Source organism: Roseburia yibonii, assembly GCF_014297335.1.
In the GTDB taxonomy this organism is placed as follows: domain Bacteria; phylum Bacillota; class Clostridia; order Lachnospirales; family Lachnospiraceae; genus Roseburia_D; species Roseburia_D yibonii.
Genome location: NZ_JACOQH010000004.1, coordinates 82,116 through 105,083, shown reverse-complemented (window position 1 = coordinate 105,083; position 22,968 = coordinate 82,116). Strand labels below are relative to the sequence as shown.

The window sequence follows — 22,968 nt, the reverse complement described above, 5'->3', positions numbered from 1 at the left end:
GGACGCAAAGATGGGAAAACCAACAGGATTTATGGATTATGAGAGAGAAACAGCAAAGGCGGTTTCACCAAAAGAGCGTATTAAGAACTTTAACGAGTTCCATACACCTCTCTCGAAAGAAGAACAGCAAAAACAGGGCGCGCGCTGCATGAACTGCGGCGTTCCGTTCTGCCAGTCCGGCGAGATGATTTCGGGTATGGCTTCCGGCTGCCCGCTTCATAACCTCGTTCCGGAGTGGAATGATTTGGTATACAGCGGAAACTGGGAACAGGCTTATAACCGTTTAAAGAAGACCAATAACTTCCCTGAATTTACATCAAGAGTATGCCCGGCACTCTGTGAGGCGGCTTGTACCTGCGGCCACTGGGGCGATTCCGTTTCCGTAAAGGAAAATGAGCACGGGATCATTGAAAATGCCTATGAGCAGGGCTACGCGGCAGCAAAACCGCCAAAGGTACGCACCGGAAAGAGAGTCGCAGTCGTAGGCTCAGGTCCGGCAGGACTTGCGGCAGCAGACCAGTTAAACAAACGTGGACATCAGGTTACTGTATTTGAGCGTGATGACCGTGTGGGCGGACTGTTAATGTACGGTATCCCGAACATGAAGCTGCAGAAAGAAGTCATCGACCGCAAGATCAATGTCATGAAAGAAGAGGGCATTGAATTTGTGACCGGCGCAAATGTCGGAAAAGAAGTAAAGCCTGCAAAACTTTTAAAAGAATATGACCGCGTGATCTTAGCCTGCGGTGCGAAAAATCCGAGAGATATCAATGCACCGGGCAGAGACGCAAAGGGAATCTATTTTGCAGTGGATTTCTTATCCGCAACGACAAAGAGCCTTCTCGACTCTGGTTTAAAGGACAACAAATATATTTCCGCGAAGGGTAAAAAAGTCGTGATCATCGGTGGCGGTGACACCGGAAATGACTGTGTCGGAACCTGTATCCGTCATGGTGCCGCTTCCGTGACACAGCTTGAGATGATGCCGAAGGCACCGGATACCCGTGCAGAGGACAATCCGTGGCCGGAGTGGCCGAAGGTCTGCAAGACAGATTACGGTCAGGAAGAAGCGATCGCGGTATTCGGACAGGATCCGCGTATCTACACTACGACAGTCAAAGAATTCTTAAAGGATAAGAACGGAAATCTCTGCGGCCTTAAAGTCGTAAAGCTTGAGGGCAAAAAGGATGAGAAGACCGGCAGAATGCAGATGGTGGAAGTACCTGGTTCCGAGAGCAAGATGGACGCAGACCTGGTACTCATCGCGGCAGGATTCCTCGGTACACAGAAATATGTGGCAGATGCTTTTGGTGTAGAGTTAAATCAGCGCACCAATGTGGCAACCGAAGCAGGAAAATACGCGACCAGCGTACCGAATGTATACACAGCGGGTGACATGCACAGAGGACAGTCCTTAGTTGTATGGGCAATCCGTGAGGGCAGAGAGGTAGCAAGAGAAGTAGATGAAAGTCTGATGGGTTACTCCTATCTGTCGGTACAGTAAAATCAAAACAGAATGAGAAAAAGGATCGTTATCACAGAGCCTGTGATGCGGTCCTTTTTCATTGACAGGAGGGGAAATATCTGTAAAATAAAAAGAAGTGCAAAATAAATAAGAAAGTATAGAGAGAATAAGATGAAAGCAGTATTTTTTGATATTGACGGAACGATCTGGGATGCGCATATGTGGATCCCGGAGAGTACAAAACGGGCGATCCGGGCATTGCGTGAAAACGGGCATCTGACCTTTATCTGTAGTGGAAGGACACGCGCGTTCATTCAGGCGGAGGAACTTCTTGACCTGGGATTTGATGGTATTATCGCGGGATGCGGGACATATATTGAAGAGCACGGAAAAGAACTCTTTTATAAGAAGATCGAAGAACAGGAAGCAGAGCGTGTGCTTGCGATCTTCCGTTCCTGTCATATGCCGGTAGTCATGGAAGGAAAGAAGGATCTGTATCTGGATGCGGCAGAATTTGTGGGGGATGATTATCCGGACCGCATGCGAAAAGAGATCGGGGAACACCTGCTTCCAATCACCGGAAATGAGGGAAAGTGGGAGATCTCCAAGTTTTCCTGCGCGCTGCCGGATCCGGCGTATCAAAAGGCAGTTGAAGCATTGAAGGAGGACTATGAGATCCTGATCCATGATGCCCCGGTTGCGGAATTTGTGCCAAAGGGATTCAGCAAAGCCTCCGGGATACAGAAAGCCTGCGAGCTCTTCTCAATCGCGCGGGAAGATACTTATGCGTTCGGAGACAGCGTGAACGACCTGGATATGTTGCGGTATGTCGCACATGGTGTGGCAATGGGAAATGGAACGAAAGAGGCAAAAGAGGCGGCGGACTATGTGACAACGGAATTAAAAGACGATGGGATCTATCAGGGTCTGCTGCATTATGGTCTGATCCGCGAAATATAAAATAATCATAAAAATGAGAAAAGTAAGAAAAAGAGAGTAAAACATAAGAAAAAACGAGAATACGAGAGAAAAACACAAAAAAATAAAAAGAAATTCTGGTTGCACATTGAAAAGGAAAATCATAATATATGAATTATCAGTTAGCACTCAAACGAAATGAGTGCTAATAACACAAAAATCGATAAAAAGCAGACTTGAATTAAGGAGGAATAAAAATGAAATTAGTACCATTAGGAGACAGAGTTGTATTAAAACAGCTTGAGGCAGAGGAAAAAACAAAATCAGGAATTATTCTTACCAGTGCAGCACAGGAAAAGCCGCAGGAAGCGGAAGTTGTTGCAGTAGGTCCTGGCGGAGTGGTAGACGGAAAAGAAGTTACCATGCAGGTCAAAGAAGGACAGAAAGTCATTTATTCTAAATATGCGGGAACAGAAGTAAAACTCGACGGAAATGAGTATATCATCGTAAGACAGAGCGATATTCTCGCAGTAGTGGAATAAGTTTAAAAAGTAAAAAATCAAGATAAAAATAATTGGAGGCAGATATCATGGCAAAAGAGATTAAATATGGCACAGAAGCAAGAGCAGCTTTGGGTGCAGGTGTAGATAAACTGGCAAATACCGTAAGAGTAACATTAGGACCGAAGGGAAGAAACGTAGTTTTAGATAAATCCTATGGCGCTCCGCTCATCACAAACGATGGTGTTACGATCGCAAAAGAAGTGGAACTGGAAGATGCGTTTGAAAACATGGGCGCACAGCTCGTAAAAGAAGTTGCGACAAAGACCAATGATGTAGCAGGTGATGGTACCACAACCGCAACAGTTCTGACACAGGCAATGGTTCAGGAAGGAATGAAGAACCTGGAAGCCGGCGCAAATCCGATCGTTTTAAGACGTGGTATGAAGAAAGCTACCGATGAGGCAGTAAAAGCGATCAAGGCAATGTCCGCAAAAGTAAACGGCAAAGATCAGATCGCAAAGGTTGCTTCTATCTCTGCCGGCGATGAGACCGTAGGAAACATGGTTGCTGACGCAATGGAAAAAGTATCCAACGACGGTGTTATCACGATCGAGGAAAGCAAGACCATGCAGACAGAACTTGACCTCGTAGAAGGTATGCAGTTCGACCGTGGATATATCTCCGCATATATGTGCACCGATATGGATAAGATGGAAGCGGTTTTAGATGATCCGTACATCCTGATCACTGACAAGAAGATCTCCAATATCCAGGAAATCCTTCCATTGTTAGAGCAGGTCGTACAGTCCGGTGCAAAACTTCTTATCATCGCAGAAGATGTAGAAGGCGAAGCACTTACAACACTGATCGTAAACAAACTGCGTGGAACATTCAACGTAGTTGCTGTAAAGGCTCCGGGATATGGCGACAGAAGAAAAGCAATGCTTGAGGATATCGCGATCCTTACCGGCGGTCAGGTAATCTCCGATGAACTTGGTCTTGACCTGAAAGAGACTACAATGGATCAGCTCGGACGTGCAAAATCTGTAAAGGTTCAGAAAGAAAACACCGTTATCGTTGACGGCGAAGGCGACAAAGATGCCATCAAAGGAAGAATCGGTCAGATCCGCGCACAGATCGAAGAGACCACATCTGAATTTGACAAAGAAAAATTACAGGAAAGACTTGCAAAACTTGCAGGCGGCGTAGCAGTCATCCGTGTCGGCGCAGCAACCGAGACAGAGATGAAAGAAGCAAAACTCCGTATGGAAGATGCTTTGAACGCAACAAGAGCAGCAGTGGAAGAAGGAATCATCGCAGGCGGCGGTTCTGCATACATCCATGCGACCAAAGCGGTTTCCGCACTTGCTGATACCCTGGAAGGTGACGAGAAGACCGGTGCGAAGGTAATCTTAAAAGCACTCGAAGCTCCGCTTTACTACATTGCGGCAAACGCTGGTCTGGAAGGCGCAGTCATCATCAATAAAGTAAAAGAATCCAAAGAAGGATTCGGATTTAACGCAGCGACAGAGGAATATGTAGATATGGTAGAAGCTGGTATTCTTGATCCGGTTAAGGTTACAAGAAGCGCATTACAGAACGCAACTTCCGTAGCATCTACACTTCTTACAACAGAATCCGCAGTTGCGAATATCAAAGAAGATGCTCCGGCAATGCCGGCAGGCGGAAACCCGGGAATGGGTATGATGTAATCTGAAATTCATGGAATTACAGAAAGTTGAGATACAAAGGGGTATCTGCACGATGCAGATGCCTCTTTCTTTTGTTGGCGCCGTGTGCTAGAATGAATGGATGAAAAAGGAGGCGGACAAAAGATGAAAGCGCTTGTATACAATGGAAAAACAGCGGAGTACCGGACGGACTATCCAAAGCCTGTGCCAAAAGAAAGAGAAAGCCTGGTTAAGATCCTGCTTGCGGCGGTATGCAACACGGATAAAGAGGTGCTTGCCGGATATAAACCGGATTTTACCGGGGTTATGGGACATGAATTTGTCGGCATCGTGGAGGCGTCAGACCGCCCGGAACTGATCGGAAAACGGGTGGTCGGTGAATTGAATCAGGCGTGTGGCCACTGTATTTACTGTAAAACGGGAAGACCGACACACTGCTCCACCAGAAAGGTCATAGGGCTGAATGAGAAGGACGGCTGTTTCGCGGAATATATGACGATCGCCACGGAGCTGCTGCATCCGGTTCCGGATGAACTTGAGACGGAGCGTGCGATCTTTACGGAGCCGCTGGCGGCGGCAGTAGAGCTGACCACGCAGGTTCATTTTGATGTGAAAAAGAACTGTGCCGTGATCGGTGACGGAAGGCTCGCGCTTATGATCACGGAGGTGCTTTCGCTTTACGGCATGGATCTTACGGTGATCGGCCATCATATGGAAAAACTGGAACGTTTTGCGCCTTATGCGAACGTGACGACCGAAGGAGAGCCGGAGGGCTACGAATATGTGGTGGATGCGACCGGAAGAGCGGAAGGATTAAAGAGCGCCATGCGCTATGTGAGAAAAAAGGGAATGATCGTCTTAAAAAGTACCTATGCGGGGGACGCAAAGATCAATATGAGTGAGGTCGTTGTGAACGAGCTTACGATCGTCGGAAGCCGGTGCGGCCCGTTTGAGCCGGCGTTAAAACTTTTAAAACGCAGACTGATCGATCTGCCGGAGATCGAACTGCATGAACTTGCCGATTATGAAAACGCCTTTTCGTCACGCGCGTTTAAGGCGGGATTCCGGTTTGATTAGCCCAAAATAAGAAATGGACAAAACAGCAAATGCATGATAAAATGGCTGTTGTTGTTAAAAATATTTTTCAGGAGGAAATATTATGAAGAAGAAAGTAGTATCATTGATGCTTGTTGCAGCGATGGCATGCTCTATGGCAGCATGTGGATCATCCAATGCAGATGCGGGAAAAACAGATTCCGCAGCAGAGAGCACAACCGGTTCAGATTCCGCAGCTTCTACGGAAGCAGCGTCCACAGGAGAGACAGCAAATAACGCGTTAAAGATCGCGATCGTGAGCAGCCCGTCCGGTGTGGATGACGGTTCCTTTAACGAAGATAACTACAATGGTATCCAGAATTTCATCAAGGAGAATCCGGACAGCACCGTAACTCCGATCCAGGAGACAACCGGTGATACCGATGCGGCAGTTCAGGCAGTAGCTGATATCGTAGCAGATTACGATGTTATCGTATGTTGTGGATTCCAGTTCGCAGGAATCGGAACGATCGCGCAGGACAATCCGGATGTAAAATTCATCCTGGTAGATTCTTTCCCGACAGATGCAGACGGAAATACCATTGAAGCAGATAATATCTATGCAATGTGCTATGCGGAGCAGGAAAGCGCCTTCTGTGCTGGTATGGCAGCAGCACTTGAGACACAGACCAACAAAGTTGCAGTTGTAAACGGAATCGCATATCCGTCCAACGTAGATTACCAGTATGGTTTTGAATGTGGTGTCAAATATGTCAATGAGACAGAAGGCAAGGATGTAGAATGTGTAGAACTTCCTTCCTATGCCGGAACAGATGTCATGGGCAATGATGTAGGCGGAAACTATGTAGGTACTTTCGCAGACGAAGCAACCGGTAAAGTAGTAGGACAGGCACTGATCGATGAAGGTGTCGATGTGATCTTAGTTGCGGCAGGCGGATCCGGAAACGGTGTGTTCACTGCAGCAAAAGAAGCAACAGATGTCAAAGTGATCGGCTGTGACGTTGACCAGTATGATGACGGAGCAAACGGAGATTCCAACATCATCCTGACTTCCGCGATCAAGAACATGCATCTTACGGTATACAACGCACTGTGCGATATCGCAGCAGGAAGCTTTAAGGGCGGAAACGTAACTCTGCACGCAGATACCGATGCAACCGGATATGTCAGCGAAGAAGGCAGATGCCAGCTCTCCGCAGAAACGATCGACAAGATCAATGCAGCATTTGATAAAGTAAAAGACGGAACCATCGTTCCGGCAGCAGATGCTACAGTAAATGATATTACTCCGGAAGATTTTGAAGTAAAATAAAGAAAAAAGTAAGAGTACGGGGAGCCGGAAGGCTCCCTGTCTTTTAGGAGGATTTACATGTCTGATTACATTGTGGAAATGAAACACATTACGAAACGGTTTCCCGGAATTGTCGCGAATGATGATGTGACGCTCCAGATCAAAAAAGGGGAGATCTTTGCGCTGCTCGGGGAAAACGGTGCGGGAAAATCTACACTGATGAGCATGCTGTTTGGAATGTATGAGCCGGATGACGGAGAAATTTTCATCCGCGGAAAAAAAGAAAAGATCGATTCCCCAAACTATGCCACAAAATTAAACATTGGAATGGTGCATCAGCATTTCAAACTGGTGCAGAACTATACCGTGGCAGAAAACATTATCATGGGCATGGAGCCAACGAAAAAAGTGCTCGGACTGTTTCGTACGGTAGATATGAAAAAGGCGAATGCGGATATCGAGGCACTTTCCAGAAAATATGGCCTGGAAGTAAAGCCTACCGATGTGATTGAAGATGTAAATGTTTCGATTCAGCAGCGTGTAGAGATCTTAAAGATGCTTTACCGCGAAGCGGAGATTTTGATCTTTGACGAACCGACTGCGGTGCTGACGCCGCAGGAAATAGAGTTCCTGTTAAAGATCATCAAGGGACTGCGTGACGGCGGAAAAACGATCATACTGATCACGCACAAACTGGAAGAGATCAAAAAAGTAGCGGACCGCTGCGCGATCCTCTGCCGCGGCAGACTGATCGATGTGCTGGATGTCGCAAAGACGGATACCAAAACCATGGCGAATCTTATGGTCGGACGTGAGGTCAGCTTCACAACGGAGAAAAAGCCGGCGTCTTTCGGAAAAGAGATCTTAAAAGTAGAACATCTTACGGTAAAGAACCGGGATCATTTTGAGGTGGTAAAGGACGTATCCTTTACGATCCACGGCGGCGAGATCTTTGCGGTTGCCGGTGTCTCCGGAAACGGTCAGATCGAGCTTGCGGACGCGATCGCCGGACTGATGCATGTCTACAGCGGAAAAATTTATCTAAACGGTAAGGAGATCACGGCGGAACCGATCCGGAAACGCGCGGAAGCCGGTATTGCCTATATCCCGGAAGACCGGCAGAATTTCGGACTGGTGATGGATTTTTCCCTTGCGGACAATCTGGGGCTGCGCGGCTATTACAGAGAGCCGTATGCAAAAAAAGGCGTGTTAAACCAGAAAGTATTTGCGGATAACAGTAAGAAATTGATCGAAAAATATGATATCCGGAGCGGACAGGGCGCGACAACGATCACGCGCTCGATGAGCGGCGGAAATCAGCAGAAGGCGATCATTGCAAGAGAGATCGAGACAGAAGCAGATCTTATGATCTTCGTACAGCCGACCAGAGGACTGGATATCGGTGCGATTGAGAACATCCACAAGCAGATCATCGGAGAGCGGGATAAAGGAAAAGCGATCCTTTTAATTTCACTGGAACTGGATGAGGTTATGAACCTTGCGGATACGATCGGTGTTATTTACAACGGAAGTATCAATAAAATTGCGGATGCAAAATCCCTGACAGCCAACGAGGTTGGAGAATTTATGATGGGGGTAGGACACAATGAATAAGAATGCTAATATCGTAGAAAAAATGGTGCTTGCCACGATCGGTCATGAAAAAAGACAGAAGATCGCGATCCCGGTCTTTTCGATCCTGGTGGCGCTTATCGCGGGTGGTATCGTGATCGCGCTTCTTGGACATAATCCGTTCTATGCGTTTTATAATCTGCTGCAGGGCTGCGGCATTGCGCCGAAAGCTTCCTACGCAGGAAAAAAGGGCATGATCACGGATTTTATGGACTTCATGGATAACCTCACGCCGATGATCTTCGCGGCACTTGCTGTGGCAGTGGCGCTCCGTTCCGGTCTCTTTAATATCGGGGTTTCCGGACAGATGCTTGCGGCAGGTTTTCTTGCAACGGTTACAGTGGGTTACACCAGCCTTGCGGCACCGATCGCGAAACCGCTTGTCGTGATCATCGGAATCCTTGCGGGTGCATGTGTCGGCGGACTGATCGGCTTCCTCAAATACCGTTTTAATATCAATGAGGTCGTTTCTTCGATCATGATCAACTATATTTTAGAATATGTGATCAGTTTCTTTATCAATATGTATTTTGTCGATCCTGTATCAAGACAGTCCAAAAACGTTTCCACGGCGGCAAGACTGACGTTTACCGATGTGGAAGTCGGGGGTTACAAGATGGATATCCCGCTCGGCATCATTTTAGCGATCCTCACGGTATTTCTGGTTCGCTTTATCATGAACCGTACAGTGCTCGGATTTGAGATGAAAGCGGTCGGCTGTTCCCGCACGGCGGCAAAGTACGCCGGGATCAAAGTCGGAAAAAATATCGTGATCACCATGGTGATCTCCGGTGCGCTCTCGGGACTTGCGGGAGTGACCTATTACCTTGGATATTTTGCATCCATTCAGCCAAAGGTACTGACATCGACAGGATTTGATGCGATCGCGGTATCATTGCTTGGAAATAATAATCCGGTCGGAATCATCTTCTCCTCATTTTTGATCACAGTGATCAGCAAGGGAAGCACATACATGAGTTCCGCTTCCGGGGTACAGCAGGAGATCGCGTCGGTCATTACGGGAATCATCCTTTTGTTCTCCGCGTGTGGCGCGTTCGTGCGCTATAAGACCGGCAGACTGCGTGATACGGTAAAAGAGAGAAAGGGGGAAAAATAAATGAATACGATTATTATTGACGGACTTGCGTTTTCCCTCCCGCTTTTTATCATGGCAGTCGGAGGTATTTACAGCGAAAAGAGTGGTGTGACCAACCTGGCGCTCGAAGGACTTCAGGGCTTCGGTGCGTTTGTCGGCGCACTGGTTGCGGTTCTCGCGGCGGAAAAAATGTCGGGAAGCTCCGCACTTCCGTTTTATCTTGCCATGATCTTTGCCATGGTGGGCGGACTTTTATTCTCCCTGATCCATGCGTTACTCTGTATCCGGTTTAAGGCAGATATGGTCATCAGCGGTGTCGTAGTCAATACACTTGCGATGGCATTGACGGAGTTTTTGACCAAACAGATCAACGCAAGCCATTTTAACGCACCATCCGATAAATTCGTACTCGGCGTGTGCAATAAGATAACGATCCCCGGCATTTCCAAAATACCGGTACTTGGAGCGGTATTTACCAATATGTATCCGTTCGAGTTCGTGATCGTTGTGATCGCGTTTATCGCATGGTTTGTGATGTATAAGACAAGATTCGGTTTACATCTGCGTGCGTGCGGTGAGAATCCGCATGCCGTGGATGCGGCAGGGATGCAGGTCGGACACATCCGGCTGATCGCAGTCATGGTATCCGGCGCGCTGTCCGGTCTTGGCGGTATCTGCTTCGCGTATTCGATCTCCGCGAATTTTTCACCGAGCATCTATGTCGGATACGGTTATCTCGCGATCGCGGCATATATCTTCGGAAACTGGAAGATCCTGCCGACGCTTGGCGCGTGTCTGCTTTTCGGACTGGCGCGTTCCGGCGGCTACAAGTTAGTCCAGGTACTCGGAATGCCGAGCAGCTATCAGGATCTTGTCATGATCCTGCCGTATGCGCTCACACTGTTTTTGCTTATTTTCTTCAGCAAGAAGAACCGCGCTCCGCGCGCGCTTGGAGAGATTTACGACAAGGGTGCCCGCTAGGAGAAAAAACGGTTTTCGAAAAAAGATTGTATCAGGGTGGGAAGTATGGTACAATTTTAGAGTTAAAAAATACTTCAGGAGGGTATCACAGTGAGTAAAGTAGCAGTTCTTACCGACAGTAACAGCGGTATTACACAGGTAGATGCAAAAGAGTTGGGCGTATATGTAATACCAATGCCATTCTTTATAAATAACGAAACATACTATGAGGATATCGATCTGACGCAGGAGCAGTTTTATGAAAAACTGGTGGATGGCGTAGATATTTCCACTTCCATGCCGATGGTGGGAAGTGTGACAGATACATGGGACAAGTTATTGCAGGAGTACGATGAGATCGTATATGTTCCGATGTCAAGCGGGCTCAGCAGTTCCTGTGAGACTGCATACATGCTTTCCCAGGACTATGACGGAAAGGTTCAGGTCGTAAACAATCAGCGTATTTCCGTGACACAGCGTCAGTCCGTCATGGATGCGAAAGAGCTTGCCGAAAACGGAAAGAGCGCCGCAGAGATCAAGGAGATCTTGGAGCAGCACAAGATGGAATCCAGTATCTATATTATGGTGGATACCTTAAGCTATCTGAAAAAAGGCGGAAGGATCACTCCTGCAGCAGCAGCGCTTGGAACTCTGCTTCGTTTAAAACCGGTTCTTCAGATCCAGGGAGAGCGTCTGGACGCTTTTGCCAAGGCGAGAACAGTGAAACAGGCAAAGAGCATTATGATCGAAGCCATGAAAAAGGATTTCAAAGAGCGTTTTGAGAGCGAAGACGGATCCAAGATGCATCTTGAGATGGCTTACACGCATGATCTTGCGCAGGCAGAACAGTTTAAAAAGGAAGTGCAGGAAGCATTTCCGAACAATGAGATCATCATGCAGCCGCTGTCACTCAGCGTTTCCTGCCATATCGGACCGGGAGCGATCGCGATCGCATGCTCAAAGAAGATTGAATATTAAAATGAAATGAGATCATAAAAAGGGACAGGCACACAGTTTCGTGTGACCTGTCCTTTCTGATAACAGCAGAAAAATAATTACTTTTGCCGTATGCGCGGGAGATTCCAGCGGAAATGCGCGGCGAGCAGGCGGATGATGAGGACTACGGCAGCGCCGAGAAACAGAGATATGGTATCCCGGATGTAAAGGCGCAGGATGATGTAGCAGACGGCACCGAGGATCGATGCGATCGCATAGACATGTTTGACAAAGACGAACGGGGTCATGCCTGCCATAACGTCCCTTAACATACCGCCTCCGATACCGGTGACTGCACCGACAAAGATCAGAAGAAAAATATTATTTTCAAAAGATGCCTCGATCGCGGTGCGGATCCCCATCACAGTGAAAACGCCAAGACCGATCGCGTCAAGCGATATCATGACGCGCTCATAGGTCTCAAGAAAGCGGCTTGAGAGCAGTTCCTGATTCAGATAAAAGATAGTGAACAGGATGCATGAGATCAGGATGGAAGCACCGACATAGCTGAAATTCTGAAACATTTTCGGTGGTGTGATGCCGAGGATGATATCGCGGATGCATCCGCCGCCCACGGCAGTCGTGATGCCGAGCACATTTACGCCAAAGATATCCATATTTTTACGGATACCGACCAACGCCCCGGAGGAGGCGAAGGCAACGGTTCCGATCATTTCAAAGATATAAATGATAAGGTTACTGTGATTCATAATTCCTCCACAAGAAAAAGTTTACTCCTAGTATAGGAGAAAATGCCCCGAAAAACAAGAGGGAAACATTGCATTTCTAAGGAAGATAACATAGAATAAAAGGCAGGAAAAAGATAAGGGACAGGCAAACTATGAATGTAAATCTGGAATACTATAAGATTTTTTATTATGTGGGAAAATACGAGAGCATCACACAGGCTGCCGAGGCGCTTGCGATCTCCCAGCCTGCGGTCAGCCAGGCGGTAAAAAATCTGGAAAAGAATCTGGGCAGTGCACTGTTTGTGCGGACCTCCAAGGGCGTCCGGCTGACGGTGGAGGGAAAGCTGCTTTATTCCTATGTTCAGCGTGGATACGAATATATTCTGTTGGGAGAGCGGAAGTTTCAGGAGATGCAGGATCTGACCAAGGGAGAGATCCGGATCGGAGCCAGCGATATGACCCTGCAGTTTTACCTGCTTTCTTATCTGGAACGGTTTCATGAGACGTATCCGGGAATCCGTGTGACAGTTACCAATGCGCCGACGCCGGAGACACTCGGATATCTGCAGGCCGGAAAGATTGATTTCGGGATCGTAAGCACGCCGTTTCAGGCGGGAAAACACATCAGGGTGCGCCCGGTAAAGGAGATCGAGGATATTTTTGTGGCGGGGAAAAATTTTGAATCGCTAAAGGGAAAAGAACTGGATTACCGGATACTGGAAGAACTGCCGATCATGTGTCTGGAGGGAAATACTTCGACCAGAGGCTATGTGGAGCAGTATTTAAAAGATCAGGATGTGGTGCTGCATCCGGAGTTTGAACTTGCGACCAGTGATATGCTGATCCAGTTCGCGCAAAAAAGCCTCGGCGTCGCAAGTGTGGTAAAGGATTTCGCAGAGCCGAAGATCAGAGAGGGAACGCTCTTTCAGTTAAAGTTTAAAGAGAAGATCCCGAAAAGACAATTCTGTCTGGTGACGGATCAGAGAGTGCCGCTGTCGGCAGCCGCCGGTCAGATGCTTGGGATGCTGGAAAACGAAATAAGCGGTAGTTATGACGAATATAATAAACATTGATTTTACTTATAGACACTTTTCGTGTATAATCAATAAGTAAAAACAGGGAATAAAAAGCAGGTTTTTACGCCTGCTTTTTCTATGCCCGTAAATCAGATGATGTAACAAATCAGGAGGATAAAAAGAATGGTTAAAGCAGTTGTTGGTGCAAACTGGGGAGACGAGGGAAAAGGCAAGATTACCGATATGCTGGCAAAGGAAGCCGATATCATTATCCGCTTCCAGGGTGGAGCGAACGCAGGTCATACGATCGTAAATAATTATGGTAAATTTGCGTTACATACCTTACCGTCCGGTGTTTTCTACAATCATACAACAAGCATTATCGGAAACGGAGTCGCACTTGATGTGCCGAAATTAATGAATGAGATCAAATCTCTCACAGACCGTAATGTTCCGGCACCGAAGATCTTAATCTCCGACCGTGCGCAGATCGTAATGTCTTACCACATTCTTTTTGACCAGTATGAAGAAGAACGTCTGGCAGGAAAATCATTTGGTTCCACCAAATCCGGTATCGCGCCGTTTTATTCTGACAAATACGCGAAGGTTGGTTTCCAGGTCAGCGAGATCTTTGATGATGATGTGATCCGCGAAAAGGCAGAGCGTATCTGTGCGCAGAAAAATGTCCTGTTGGAGCACCTCTATCATAAACCGCTGTTAGTTCCGGAAGACATCGTAAAAGAACTGCAGGGCTACCGTGATATGATCGCTCCTTATGTATGTGATGTTTCCGCATATCTCTGGAATGCGATCAAAGAGGGAAAGAACATTCTCTTAGAGGGACAGCTTGGAACCTTAAAAGATCCGGATCATGGTATTTATCCGATGGTAACATCTTCTTCCACACTGGCAGCGTATGGTGCGATCGGTGCAGGAATTCCTCCTTATGAAATAAAACAGGTAGTTACCGTATGCAAGGCATATTCAAGCGCAGTAGGCGCAGGCGAATTTGTCAGCGAGATCTTCGGCGATGAGGCAGATGAGCTCAGAAAACGCGGCGGAGACGGCGGCGAATTCGGCGCGACCACAGGCCGTCCGAGACGTATGGGCTGGTTTGACTGTGTTGCCTCCAAATATGGATGCAGACTGCAGGGAACAACAGATGTGGCGTTTACCGTACTTGACGTACTTGGCTATCTCGATGAGATCCCGGTATGTGTTGGATACGACATTGACGGAAAGGTTACGACTGATTTCCCGACGACTACGATGTTAAAGAAAGCAAAACCGGTTTACGAAAAACTTCCGGGCTGGAAATGCGATATCCGTGGAATCAGGAAATATGAAGATCTCCCGGAGAATTGCCGCAAATACATTGAGTTTGTGGAAGAACACATTGGCTTCCCGATCACAATGGTATCAAACGGACCGGGCAGAGACGATATCATTTACCGTTAAGTAAATAAGAAAAGCTGGCGGGAGCCCCTGTACATTTTGTGCAGGGGCTTTTTGACGTTAAGCGGGATGTGGAACGCATCCCGTCTCTGTGTAAGTTGACGAGGAAACGGAGCATGCTGTTTCACAGAAAAAACACAGATTTGACTTCTTTTTAACACATTTTACTAATAACCTTGATATTGGAAAATTTTTGTATGGAAGATAAGGAGGAGTAACAGTGATTGAGATCAATCATTTAGTGAAAAAATATGGTGATCATATCGCGGTAAATGATCTGAGCCTGAATATCGAATCGGGCAAGATCTACGGTTTCCTCGGGCCGAACGGAGCCGGAAAATCAACGACAATGAATATCATCACCGGCTATCTCGGAGCGACCAGCGGCGAAGTAAAGATCAATGGTTTTGATGTACTTGCCCAGCCGGAAGAGGCAAAAAAATGTGTTGGATATCTGCCGGAACTGCCACCGCTCTACATGGATATGACGGTTCTCGAATATATGAATTTCGTGGCGGAATTAAAGCAGATCCCTAAAGACAAACGAAAGTCCTCGGTCAAAGAGGTCATGGAGCTTACCAAGATCATGGACATGAAGGACCGGCTGATCCGAAACCTCTCCAAAGGTTACCGGCAGAGAGTCGGATTTGCGCAGGCAGTCATTGGCTATCCCGAAGTCATTATATTGGATGAGCCTACGGTCGGACTCGATCCGAAGCAGATCATTGAGATCCGGGAACTGATCAAAAAGCTGGGAGAAAAACATACCGTTATTTTGAGTTCCCACATCCTTTCCGAGATCAGCGCGGTCTGCGACCACATTTTCATCATCTCAAAAGGAAAACTGGTGGCGAGTGATTCCACGGAAAATCTGACGCTTATGATGTCAGGAGTGCAGGAGATCGAACTGTTGGTAAAAGCGGAAGAAGAAGCCGCCAAAGAAGCGTTAAGAACCATCTCACAGGTGCAGAAGTACCATATGACCAAAGGAAACGAGGAGGGTACTGTAAAGATCCTTCTTTCGGCAGAGAAAGGCGTGGATATCCGCGAAGCAGTGTTCTTTGCGTTTGCGGATGCCAAATTGCCGATCCTTGAGATGAAGGCAGAAGGAAAGTCCTTAGAGGAGATCTTCCTGGAACTGACTTCACAAAAAGCAGGTGCGGCACAAAGAAAAGAGCAGGAGGTGGTTGCGTAATGGCTGCAATTTTTAAACGGGAATTCAAATCTTATTTTCAGTCCGTGATCGGCTGGCTGTTCATTGCGGTTACGCTTTGTCTTTACGGGCTGTACTTCGTGGTATATAACCTTTCCTATGGATATGCGTATATTTCTTACAGCCTGTCAGCGATCACATTTATTTTCCTGATCACGGTTCCGGTGCTGACGATGCGTGTATTTGCGGAAGAACGGAACAAAAAGACCGATCAGCTGATCTTGACCTCACCGGTGTCACTTGGAAAGATCGTTTTCGCGAAATTCCTTGCGATGGTTGCGGTATTTTCCATTGCGATCGCGGTGATCGCGTTGAGTCCGCTGCTCTTAAAAGCGCTTGGAAGCGCACCGCTCAAAGAGTCCTACGTCGCGATCCTGGGATTCTGGCTGTACGGGGTTACCTGTATCGCGATCGGAACCTTTGTGTCATCACTGACCGAAAGCCAGGTGATCTCTGCGGTGATCACGTTCGGACTCCTGTTTTTGGGCTATATGATGGGCGGGATCACAAATCTGATCTCCACGAGCGGAAATATACTCACAAAGATCCTCGGATGCTATGATCTGACCGCGCATCTGGACAAATTCTGCAGTGGGGTGCTTGATCTGACCGGCGTTGTGTACTATGTTTCCGTTACGATCCTGTTCCTGTTTTTAACCGCGCAGTCCATCCAGAAGAGACGCTGGAGCATGAGCAGAAAAAAGATCGGACTTGGCGTGTTCAGTACCGGTATGGTGGTTTTCGGCATTGCGGTAGCAGTTGTATTAAACCTTGCGGTAGGAACGCTTCCATCCACACTTACACAGGTCGATGTCACCAATGAGAAACTTTATACGATCACGAAAGATACCAAAGATTATCTGGCGGACTTGAAAGAGGATGTCACCATTTATGTGTTAAGCGCGAAGAGTTCACTGGAATCCCAGGATACAACGTTATCCGCGATGCTTGAAAAGTATAAGGACGCGTCCTCACATATTTCAGTCGTTTACAAGGATCCGAAGGTATATCCGCAGTTTTATACCAATTATACAGACACGGCACCGTCTGCAAACAGTCTGATCGTGGAAGGCGCGAATCGCTCCAAAGTAGTTGATTACAGCGATCTGTATGAGACTTCGGTGGATTACTCCACTTATTCCCAGCAGACGACCGGCTATGACGGTGAGGGACAGCTCACAAGCGCGATCGCCTATGTCGAAAATGAAAACATGCCGGTCGTTTATGAGATCACCGGACATGGTGAGACAGAACTTTCGGGCAGCTTTTCCGAGGCGCTTGAGAAAGCAAACATTGATGTGAGCCAGCTTACACTGTTAAAAGAGGACAGCATCCCGGATGATGCCGAGGCGGTCATCATCAACGGACCTACTTCTGATTTCTCAGCGGATGATGCAAAGAAAGTATCCGATTATCTGGCTGCAGGAGGAAAAGCGTTCATCACAGCCACCTATACGGACAAGGAACTTCCGAATTTTGAATCGATTTTGGCGGAGTATCAGATCCAGTTGGAAAAGGGTATGGTGGTAGAGCAGGATAAAAACAGCTATTATCAGAATCCGTTCTATCTGCTTCCGGCGATCGCGTCTTCGGAGTGGACATCTTCGGTATCCGGCAGTTATATTTTTGCTCCGTATTGCCGTGGCATCGTGCATCCGGCGACGGAGGAGGATGCGGATATCAGCTATACCGATCTGCTTACTTCTTCCGCGACTTCCTTCGCAAAGACGGACGTGGCGAATATGGCATCTTATGACAAAGAGGATGGCGATGTGGACGGACCGTTTGTGATCGGTCTTGAGGCAGAGAAAAAAGTAGACGACGACAATACAACGAAACTGTTTGTATTTGCGAGCACGACGATGTTTAGCGATGATGCGGATCAGATGGTATCGGGCAGCAACGCGAAACTGTTTTCATCCTGCGTGAGCAGCTTTGCTGGGGATGAGGACGGATCCTCCATTGTGATCCCGGTCAAAGAGTATGATACCGCAAAAGTTACCGTATCCAGCATGACGGTCATTCTGGCAGCAGTGGGATTTGTTGTGGTACTGCCGCTCGTGCTTCTTGGAACTGGAATCGGAATCTGGGCAGTAAGGAGAAAGAAATAAATGCAGAATCAGAAAAAACAGTTTATCATACTTGTGATCCTGCTTGTAGTATGCGTGGGTGCCTGGCTTGGCATCCGTGCATACAATGACAGGGCACAGGAAAAAGAAGAAAAAGAAACGGAAGCCAAAAAGATCACGGTAGCGGAAATAAACGCCGATGATATCACGGCATTTTCCTATGAGAGTGATGGAGCAGAGCTGTCCTTTACCAATACGGACGGAACCTGGACGTATGATGGAGATCCTTCCATTCCTCTGGATCAGGACGCAGTTGCTTCCCTGTTGTCGAATGTGGAAAAAGTCACAGCGGAAGATAAGATCGAAGATTATGACGACATCTCCGATTATGGATTTGACGCGCCGACGCAGACAATCCATGTGACGACGAACGAGAAAGAATATGTATTTACGTTTGGTATGAACAACAGCCTTCTGGGGCAGGATTACCTGATGTCAGAGGGGGATGATACGGTTTATCTCGTATCTACCACCATGAAAAACACGTTTTCGAAGACCGTTTCCGATCTGACGAAAGAGGAAGACACCGAGACTGAGACGGAAGCGGTGCCGGAAGAGACAACAGAACAGTAACGGCAGTGACCGGATCACCGAATCAAAAAAGCGTAAAAAGAAAGACCACAGCTCCCCCTACGGAGTCATGGTCTTTTCTTCATCGGTATCCTTTTTGCTGCCGTCGGAATGATTTTTTAATAACCGGTAAATAAGAGAGTAGGCCCAGATCAGAACCGGAACCACAACTGTGGCATAGACAGAAGCGCGGAACAGGTTCATCGTATCCTCACTTCCGATCAGTGCGAATATAAGTGTGGAAACATAGAGGCCAACGAGAAGGATGCATCCTAAAATAGCAAGGATCTGCTTTATTTTTTTCATAAAAAGTACCTCGTGTTCATATATTGACTACTGTTTCTATCATAGTAAAAATTCATCATTTCGTCAAATAAAAAGACTTTATGAAAAATTGACGAAAAAAAGATGGAAAATTTGAAAAAAGACAGAAAAAGTGCTATATTAAAACTAGCACAGGACATTGCAAATGTGGAAGGGGGAATTTACATGGCAACGTTTCGGATTTTAATTGATTCCGTAGATAAGGCACTTGATTTTAATAAGATCGTAGATCAGTGTGAATTTAATGTGGATCTGGTAAATGGAAGAACCTATGTAGACGCGAAATCACTGGTGGGGATTTTCAGTCTTCCGCTGTACCGGCCGCTTGAGGTCATTGCCTATGCGGACCAGGCTTCGACGCAGGCACTGGAAGAAAGGCTTGCGGAATATGTCATAGAGCCGGTTGGCGCAAACGGAATATAAAAAATAACAAGCGGCAGCATAAATATGCTGCCGCCGGGAGGATAAGTATTGGTGTCTTTGGTAGAACCGGCAAAAAGAACGGATGGGGGTATGCGTTGCTTTTTACCGGTCATTTATAGTATGGACGAAACTTTGGAAAGTATACAAAAAAGTTTGAAAAAATCTGTGAGTTGCGGTATACTATTAGCAGTGTGCAAACGCAAAAAAATTATGTTGGAAACAAAGGAAGGATTATAAAATGGCTTTATTAGAAGAATGGCAGAAAGTTGCCTATAATCAGCATACGGATAAAAGAGAACTTCAGAAATTCTGGCAGAGATATTTTCTCCTGGAAAAAGGTGTATATGAAAAGCTCCTTACCAACCCGGACGAAAAAGTAGAGGGAACGGTAAAGGAACTTGCTGAGAAATATGATCTGAGCATTATGGACATGACCGGCTTTTTGGACGGAATCAATGACAGCCTTATTGAGCCGAATCCGATCGATACGATGGAAGAGGATACGCATGTAAGCCTTGCGTTCGACAAGGAAAAGCTTTATAAGAACATGGTGGATGCCAAGGCAGACTGGTTATATGAACTCCCGATGTGGAAGGAGATCTTTGACGATCTGACCAGAAAGAAACTGTTCTTAGAGCAGAAGAAGTCCGGTACTGTTATCGTTGGAAAGAAAGTCGGACGTAATGATCCGTGCCCATGCGGCTCCGGCAAGAAATACAAATACTGCTGTGGAAAAAATGCATAAAAAGGCTTTACATTTGAAGAGAATCGTACTAGAATAGCAGTGAAATAAGAAAAAGCGTTGAAGAGACGAGTAGATTGCCAGACGGCAGCAGAGAGAGATGCAAATGCTGCGAGCATCTTTGCCGGAAGCAGTTGAAGACCAGCTCCGAGCGACCCCAATCCGGTCCGGTGATTCCGTTACCATCGAATGAGAGATCTGAGGATCCTGTTTTGGCTGTCCGGGTGGCGGGCAAGTGACAGGATGACGGATAACCAGGGTGGAACCGCGTAGAACATACGTCCCTTGTATTATGTAATGTAATACAGGGGACTTTTTTATTTGACTGAAATTTTTCCCGATTTCCAGTCAGATAAATACTCCGTTCGGGCGCGCAGGTGTGTGGCAAACGCACATGTTGTTCTAAAAAAATCATAATGGTAGAAAAGGAGAGAAAAGACATATGAAGATTTTAAAACAGATTTTTTCCAATCTGGATGAAGAAAAAGTGGTGAGCAAGCGGGAAATGCTTCTGACCGTGACCACCTGCACACTGGCGGGAATTCTGCTTGGAATACTGGTATCACCGAAAAAGCGGATGATGATCGGAAGCCACAATGGCTGTTATAATGGCAATTACCCGGTAGACGATATGGAAGATGGCGCATATACGGATGATTTCTGGGATGAGGACGACGAGGATTGTCTGAGCTTCCGTTAGGGATCATACCTGATATATAATGAAAAGAATTACAAAAAGGAGACTTATCTATGAAGATCACATTAAAAGATGGTTCAAGCAAAGAGTACAGCGAAGCAAAGAGCGTTTATGATATCGCGAAGGATATCAGCGAAGGCCTTGCGCGTGTGGCATGCGCGGGAGAGGTAGACGGAGAAGTGGTGGATCTGCGTACCGTGATCGACCATGACTGTGCTTTAAATATACTGACACCGAATGACAAAGAAGGACTGCGCGTGATCCGTCATACCGCGTCCCATGTACTGGCGGAAGCAGTAAAGAGACTGTTCCCGGAAGCAAAAGTGACGATCGGACCGGCGATCGATGACGGCTTTTATTATGATTTCGATGCACAGCCGTTTTCCAGAGATGACCTCGATAAACTGGAAGCAGAGATGAAAAAGATCATCAAGGAAGGACATGAGCTGAAACGCTTTACACTGCCGCGTCAGGAAGCGATCCAGCTTATGAAAGAGAAAAACGAACCGTATAAGGTAGAGCTGATCGAAGATCTGCCGGAAGACGCAGAGATCTCCTTCTATGACCAGGGTGGATTTGTGGATCTGTGCGCAGGACCGCATCTGATGAGCACAAAGGGAATCAAGGCGTTCAAACTTACTTCTTCCTCCATGGCATACTGGAGAGGGGATTCTGAGAAAGCACGTCTGCAGAGAATTTATGGTACTGTATTCAACAAGAAAGAGGAACTGAATGAGTATCTTGAAAAATTAGAGGACGCAAAGCGTCGTGACCACAACAAACTCGGCCGTGAGATGGGACTGTTTACCACCGTTGATGTGATCGGACAGGGACTTCCGCTCTTTACACCGAAGGGAACCAAGATGATCATGAAACTGCAGAGATGGATCGAAGATCTCGAGGATAATGACTGGGGTTATGTGCGTACCCGTACACCGCTCATGGCAAAATCGGATCTCTACAAGATCTCCGGACACTGGGATCATTATAAGGACGGCATGTTCGTACTGGGTGATGAGGAACACGATAAAGAAGTATTTGCGCTGCGCCCGATGACCTGCCCGTTCCAGTATTATGTATACAAGAATGAACAGCATTCCTATCGTGATCTTCCATATCGTATGAGTGAGACCTCTACACTGTTCCGTTGTGAAGATTCCGGTGAAATGCACGGACTTACCCGTGTACGTCAGTTTACGATCTCTGAGGCGCATCTGGTTATCCGTCCGGATCAGGCAGAAGAAGAGCTGAAACGCTGCTTTGACCTGTCTTACTATGTACTGAGTGTTCTCGGACTGGAAGGGGATGTTACTTACCGTCTTTCCAAATGGGATCCGGCAAATAAGAAGAAATACCTTGGAGACGACGAGTACTGGAACCGTACACAGGAAGCGCTGCGTGAGGTTTTAAGAGAAAAAGGCGTTGACTTCGTGGAAGCGGACGGTGAGGCTGCATTCTACGGACCGAAGATCGATATTCAGGCAAAGAATGTATATGGAAAAGAAGATACCATGATCACGATCCAGCTTGACTGTGCGATCGCGGAAAACTTTGATATGTACTATGTAGATCAGGATGGAGAAAAGAAACGTCCGTATATCATCCATCGTACTTCCCTGGGCTGCTATGAAAGAACACTGGCATGGCTGATTGAAAAGTACGCAGGAAAATTCCCGACCTGGCTGTGTGCAGAACAGGTGCGTGTACTTCCGATTTCAGATAAATACGAAGAATACGCAAATAAGGTATGCGCAGAATTAAAAAAGAACGGCGTGGATGCAACCGTAGATAACCGTTCCGAAAAGATCGGTTACAAGATCCGTGAGGCAAGAATGGACAGACTGCCGTATATGTTAGTAGTCGGACAGCAGGAAGAAGCGGACGGTACGGTTTCCGTCAGAAGCAGATTCGCCGGAGACGAGGGTGTAAAACCGCTTGCTGAGTTCATCAACGCGATCTGTGAAGAGATCCGTACCAAACAGATCCGTGAGGAAGTTCCACAGGAAGAAAAATAAAGAAGCAGAAACAAAGTGAAGTAAGAAAGAAAAAAGCAAAAAAGGAACAGCCCGGAAAACCTGAAATGGTTTTCCGGGCTGTTTGCT

Annotated in this window: 21 protein-coding genes; 19 read left to right on the top strand and 2 right to left on the bottom strand. The window is 46.9% G+C overall.

The window, feature by feature from the left end; translation table 11 throughout:
• Positions 1-10 precede the first annotated feature (10 nt).
• From H8Z76_RS07140 to H8Z76_RS07095, 10 genes are all read left to right on the top strand, one after another.
• Positions 11-1,504 (top strand): glutamate synthase subunit beta, encoded by a 1,494-nt coding sequence (locus H8Z76_RS07140; RefSeq protein ID WP_147618559.1) that lies wholly within the window; start codon positions 11-13, stop codon positions 1,502-1,504.
• Between the two features lie 132 nt (positions 1,505-1,636).
• Positions 1,637-2,425: a Cof-type HAD-IIB family hydrolase gene (locus H8Z76_RS07135; RefSeq protein ID WP_186982050.1), complete on the top strand. Its 789-nt coding sequence runs from the start codon at positions 1,637-1,639 to the stop codon at positions 2,423-2,425.
• A 215-nt stretch (positions 2,426-2,640) separates the two neighbouring features.
• Positions 2,641-2,925 (top strand): co-chaperone GroES, encoded by a 285-nt coding sequence (gene groES / locus H8Z76_RS07130; protein ID WP_022514551.1) that lies wholly within the window; start codon positions 2,641-2,643, stop codon positions 2,923-2,925.
• A gap of 47 nt (positions 2,926-2,972) precedes the next feature.
• Positions 2,973-4,598: a chaperonin GroEL gene (gene groL / locus H8Z76_RS07125; protein WP_186982049.1), complete on the top strand. Its 1,626-nt coding sequence runs from the start codon at positions 2,973-2,975 to the stop codon at positions 4,596-4,598.
• A 123-nt stretch (positions 4,599-4,721) separates the two neighbouring features.
• Complete coding sequence (locus tag H8Z76_RS07120) at positions 4,722-5,654, top strand: alcohol dehydrogenase catalytic domain-containing protein (protein WP_186982048.1); 933 nt, start codon at positions 4,722-4,724, stop codon at positions 5,652-5,654.
• 82 nt (positions 5,655-5,736) lie between these two features.
• Complete coding sequence (locus tag H8Z76_RS07115) at positions 5,737-6,945, top strand: BMP family lipoprotein (protein WP_022514554.1); 1,209 nt, start codon at positions 5,737-5,739, stop codon at positions 6,943-6,945.
• 57 nt (positions 6,946-7,002) lie between these two features.
• Positions 7,003-8,538, top strand: coding sequence for an ABC transporter ATP-binding protein (locus H8Z76_RS07110; RefSeq protein ID WP_022514555.1), 1,536 nt, complete (start codon positions 7,003-7,005; stop codon positions 8,536-8,538).
• On the top strand, positions 8,531-9,673 hold the full coding sequence (locus H8Z76_RS07105) for an ABC transporter permease (protein WP_147618565.1): 1,143 nt from the start codon (positions 8,531-8,533) through the stop codon (positions 9,671-9,673). Before H8Z76_RS07110 ends, H8Z76_RS07105 begins: the two co-directional genes overlap by 8 nt.
• The gene (locus tag H8Z76_RS07100; RefSeq protein WP_186982047.1) at positions 9,674-10,633 is read left to right on the top strand and encodes an ABC transporter permease; all 960 of its coding nucleotides are present in this window, start codon (positions 9,674-9,676) and stop codon (positions 10,631-10,633) included.
• A gap of 90 nt (positions 10,634-10,723) precedes the next feature.
• Positions 10,724-11,590, top strand: coding sequence for a DegV family protein (locus H8Z76_RS07095; RefSeq protein WP_022514558.1), 867 nt, complete (start codon positions 10,724-10,726; stop codon positions 11,588-11,590).
• A gap of 77 nt (positions 11,591-11,667) precedes the next feature.
• Here the strand turns inward: H8Z76_RS07095 and H8Z76_RS07090 are convergent, their stop codons facing one another.
• Positions 11,668-12,318 (bottom strand): trimeric intracellular cation channel family protein, encoded by a 651-nt coding sequence (locus H8Z76_RS07090; RefSeq protein ID WP_147618566.1) that lies wholly within the window; start codon positions 12,316-12,318, stop codon positions 11,668-11,670.
• A 131-nt stretch (positions 12,319-12,449) separates the two neighbouring features.
• Between H8Z76_RS07090 and H8Z76_RS07085 the strand changes: the two genes are divergently transcribed.
• The 5 genes from H8Z76_RS07085 (at position 12,450) to H8Z76_RS07065 (ending at position 18,683) form a co-directional block, all read left to right on the top strand.
• Complete coding sequence (locus tag H8Z76_RS07085; RefSeq protein ID WP_147618567.1) at positions 12,450-13,370, top strand: LysR family transcriptional regulator; 921 nt, start codon at positions 12,450-12,452, stop codon at positions 13,368-13,370.
• Positions 13,371-13,496: 126 nt separating this feature from the next.
• Complete coding sequence (locus H8Z76_RS07080; RefSeq protein ID WP_186982046.1) at positions 13,497-14,771, top strand: adenylosuccinate synthase; 1,275 nt, start codon at positions 13,497-13,499, stop codon at positions 14,769-14,771.
• Between the two features lie 217 nt (positions 14,772-14,988).
• Complete coding sequence (locus tag H8Z76_RS07075) at positions 14,989-15,963, top strand: ABC transporter ATP-binding protein (protein ID WP_186982045.1); 975 nt, start codon at positions 14,989-14,991, stop codon at positions 15,961-15,963.
• Positions 15,963-18,092 (top strand): Gldg family protein, encoded by a 2,130-nt coding sequence (locus tag H8Z76_RS07070; RefSeq protein ID WP_186982044.1) that lies wholly within the window; start codon positions 15,963-15,965, stop codon positions 18,090-18,092. Before H8Z76_RS07075 ends, H8Z76_RS07070 begins: the two co-directional genes overlap by 1 nt.
• A complete protein-coding gene (locus tag H8Z76_RS07065; protein ID WP_022514564.1) occupies positions 18,093-18,683 on the top strand; it encodes a DUF4340 domain-containing protein in 591 nt (196 codons plus the stop codon). It begins immediately after the preceding gene.
• A gap of 57 nt (positions 18,684-18,740) precedes the next feature.
• Here H8Z76_RS07065 and H8Z76_RS07060 read toward each other — a convergent pair whose 3' ends face one another.
• Positions 18,741-18,986 (bottom strand): hypothetical protein, encoded by a 246-nt coding sequence (locus tag H8Z76_RS07060; RefSeq protein WP_022514565.1) that lies wholly within the window; start codon positions 18,984-18,986, stop codon positions 18,741-18,743.
• A gap of 183 nt (positions 18,987-19,169) precedes the next feature.
• Between H8Z76_RS07060 and H8Z76_RS07055 the strand changes: the two genes are divergently transcribed.
• From H8Z76_RS07055 to thrS, 4 genes are all read left to right on the top strand, one after another.
• On the top strand, positions 19,170-19,427 hold the full coding sequence (locus H8Z76_RS07055) for an HPr family phosphocarrier protein (protein WP_147618570.1): 258 nt from the start codon (positions 19,170-19,172) through the stop codon (positions 19,425-19,427).
• Between the two features lie 238 nt (positions 19,428-19,665).
• The gene (locus H8Z76_RS07050) at positions 19,666-20,172 is read left to right on the top strand and encodes an SEC-C metal-binding domain-containing protein (protein WP_022514567.1); all 507 of its coding nucleotides are present in this window, start codon (positions 19,666-19,668) and stop codon (positions 20,170-20,172) included.
• Positions 20,173-20,611: 439 nt separating this feature from the next.
• On the top strand, positions 20,612-20,869 hold the full coding sequence (locus H8Z76_RS07045) for a hypothetical protein (RefSeq protein WP_022514568.1): 258 nt from the start codon (positions 20,612-20,614) through the stop codon (positions 20,867-20,869).
• A gap of 50 nt (positions 20,870-20,919) precedes the next feature.
• Positions 20,920-22,881: a threonine--tRNA ligase gene (gene thrS, locus H8Z76_RS07040; RefSeq protein WP_022514569.1), complete on the top strand. Its 1,962-nt coding sequence runs from the start codon at positions 20,920-20,922 to the stop codon at positions 22,879-22,881.
• Positions 22,882-22,968: the final 87 nt, after the last annotated feature.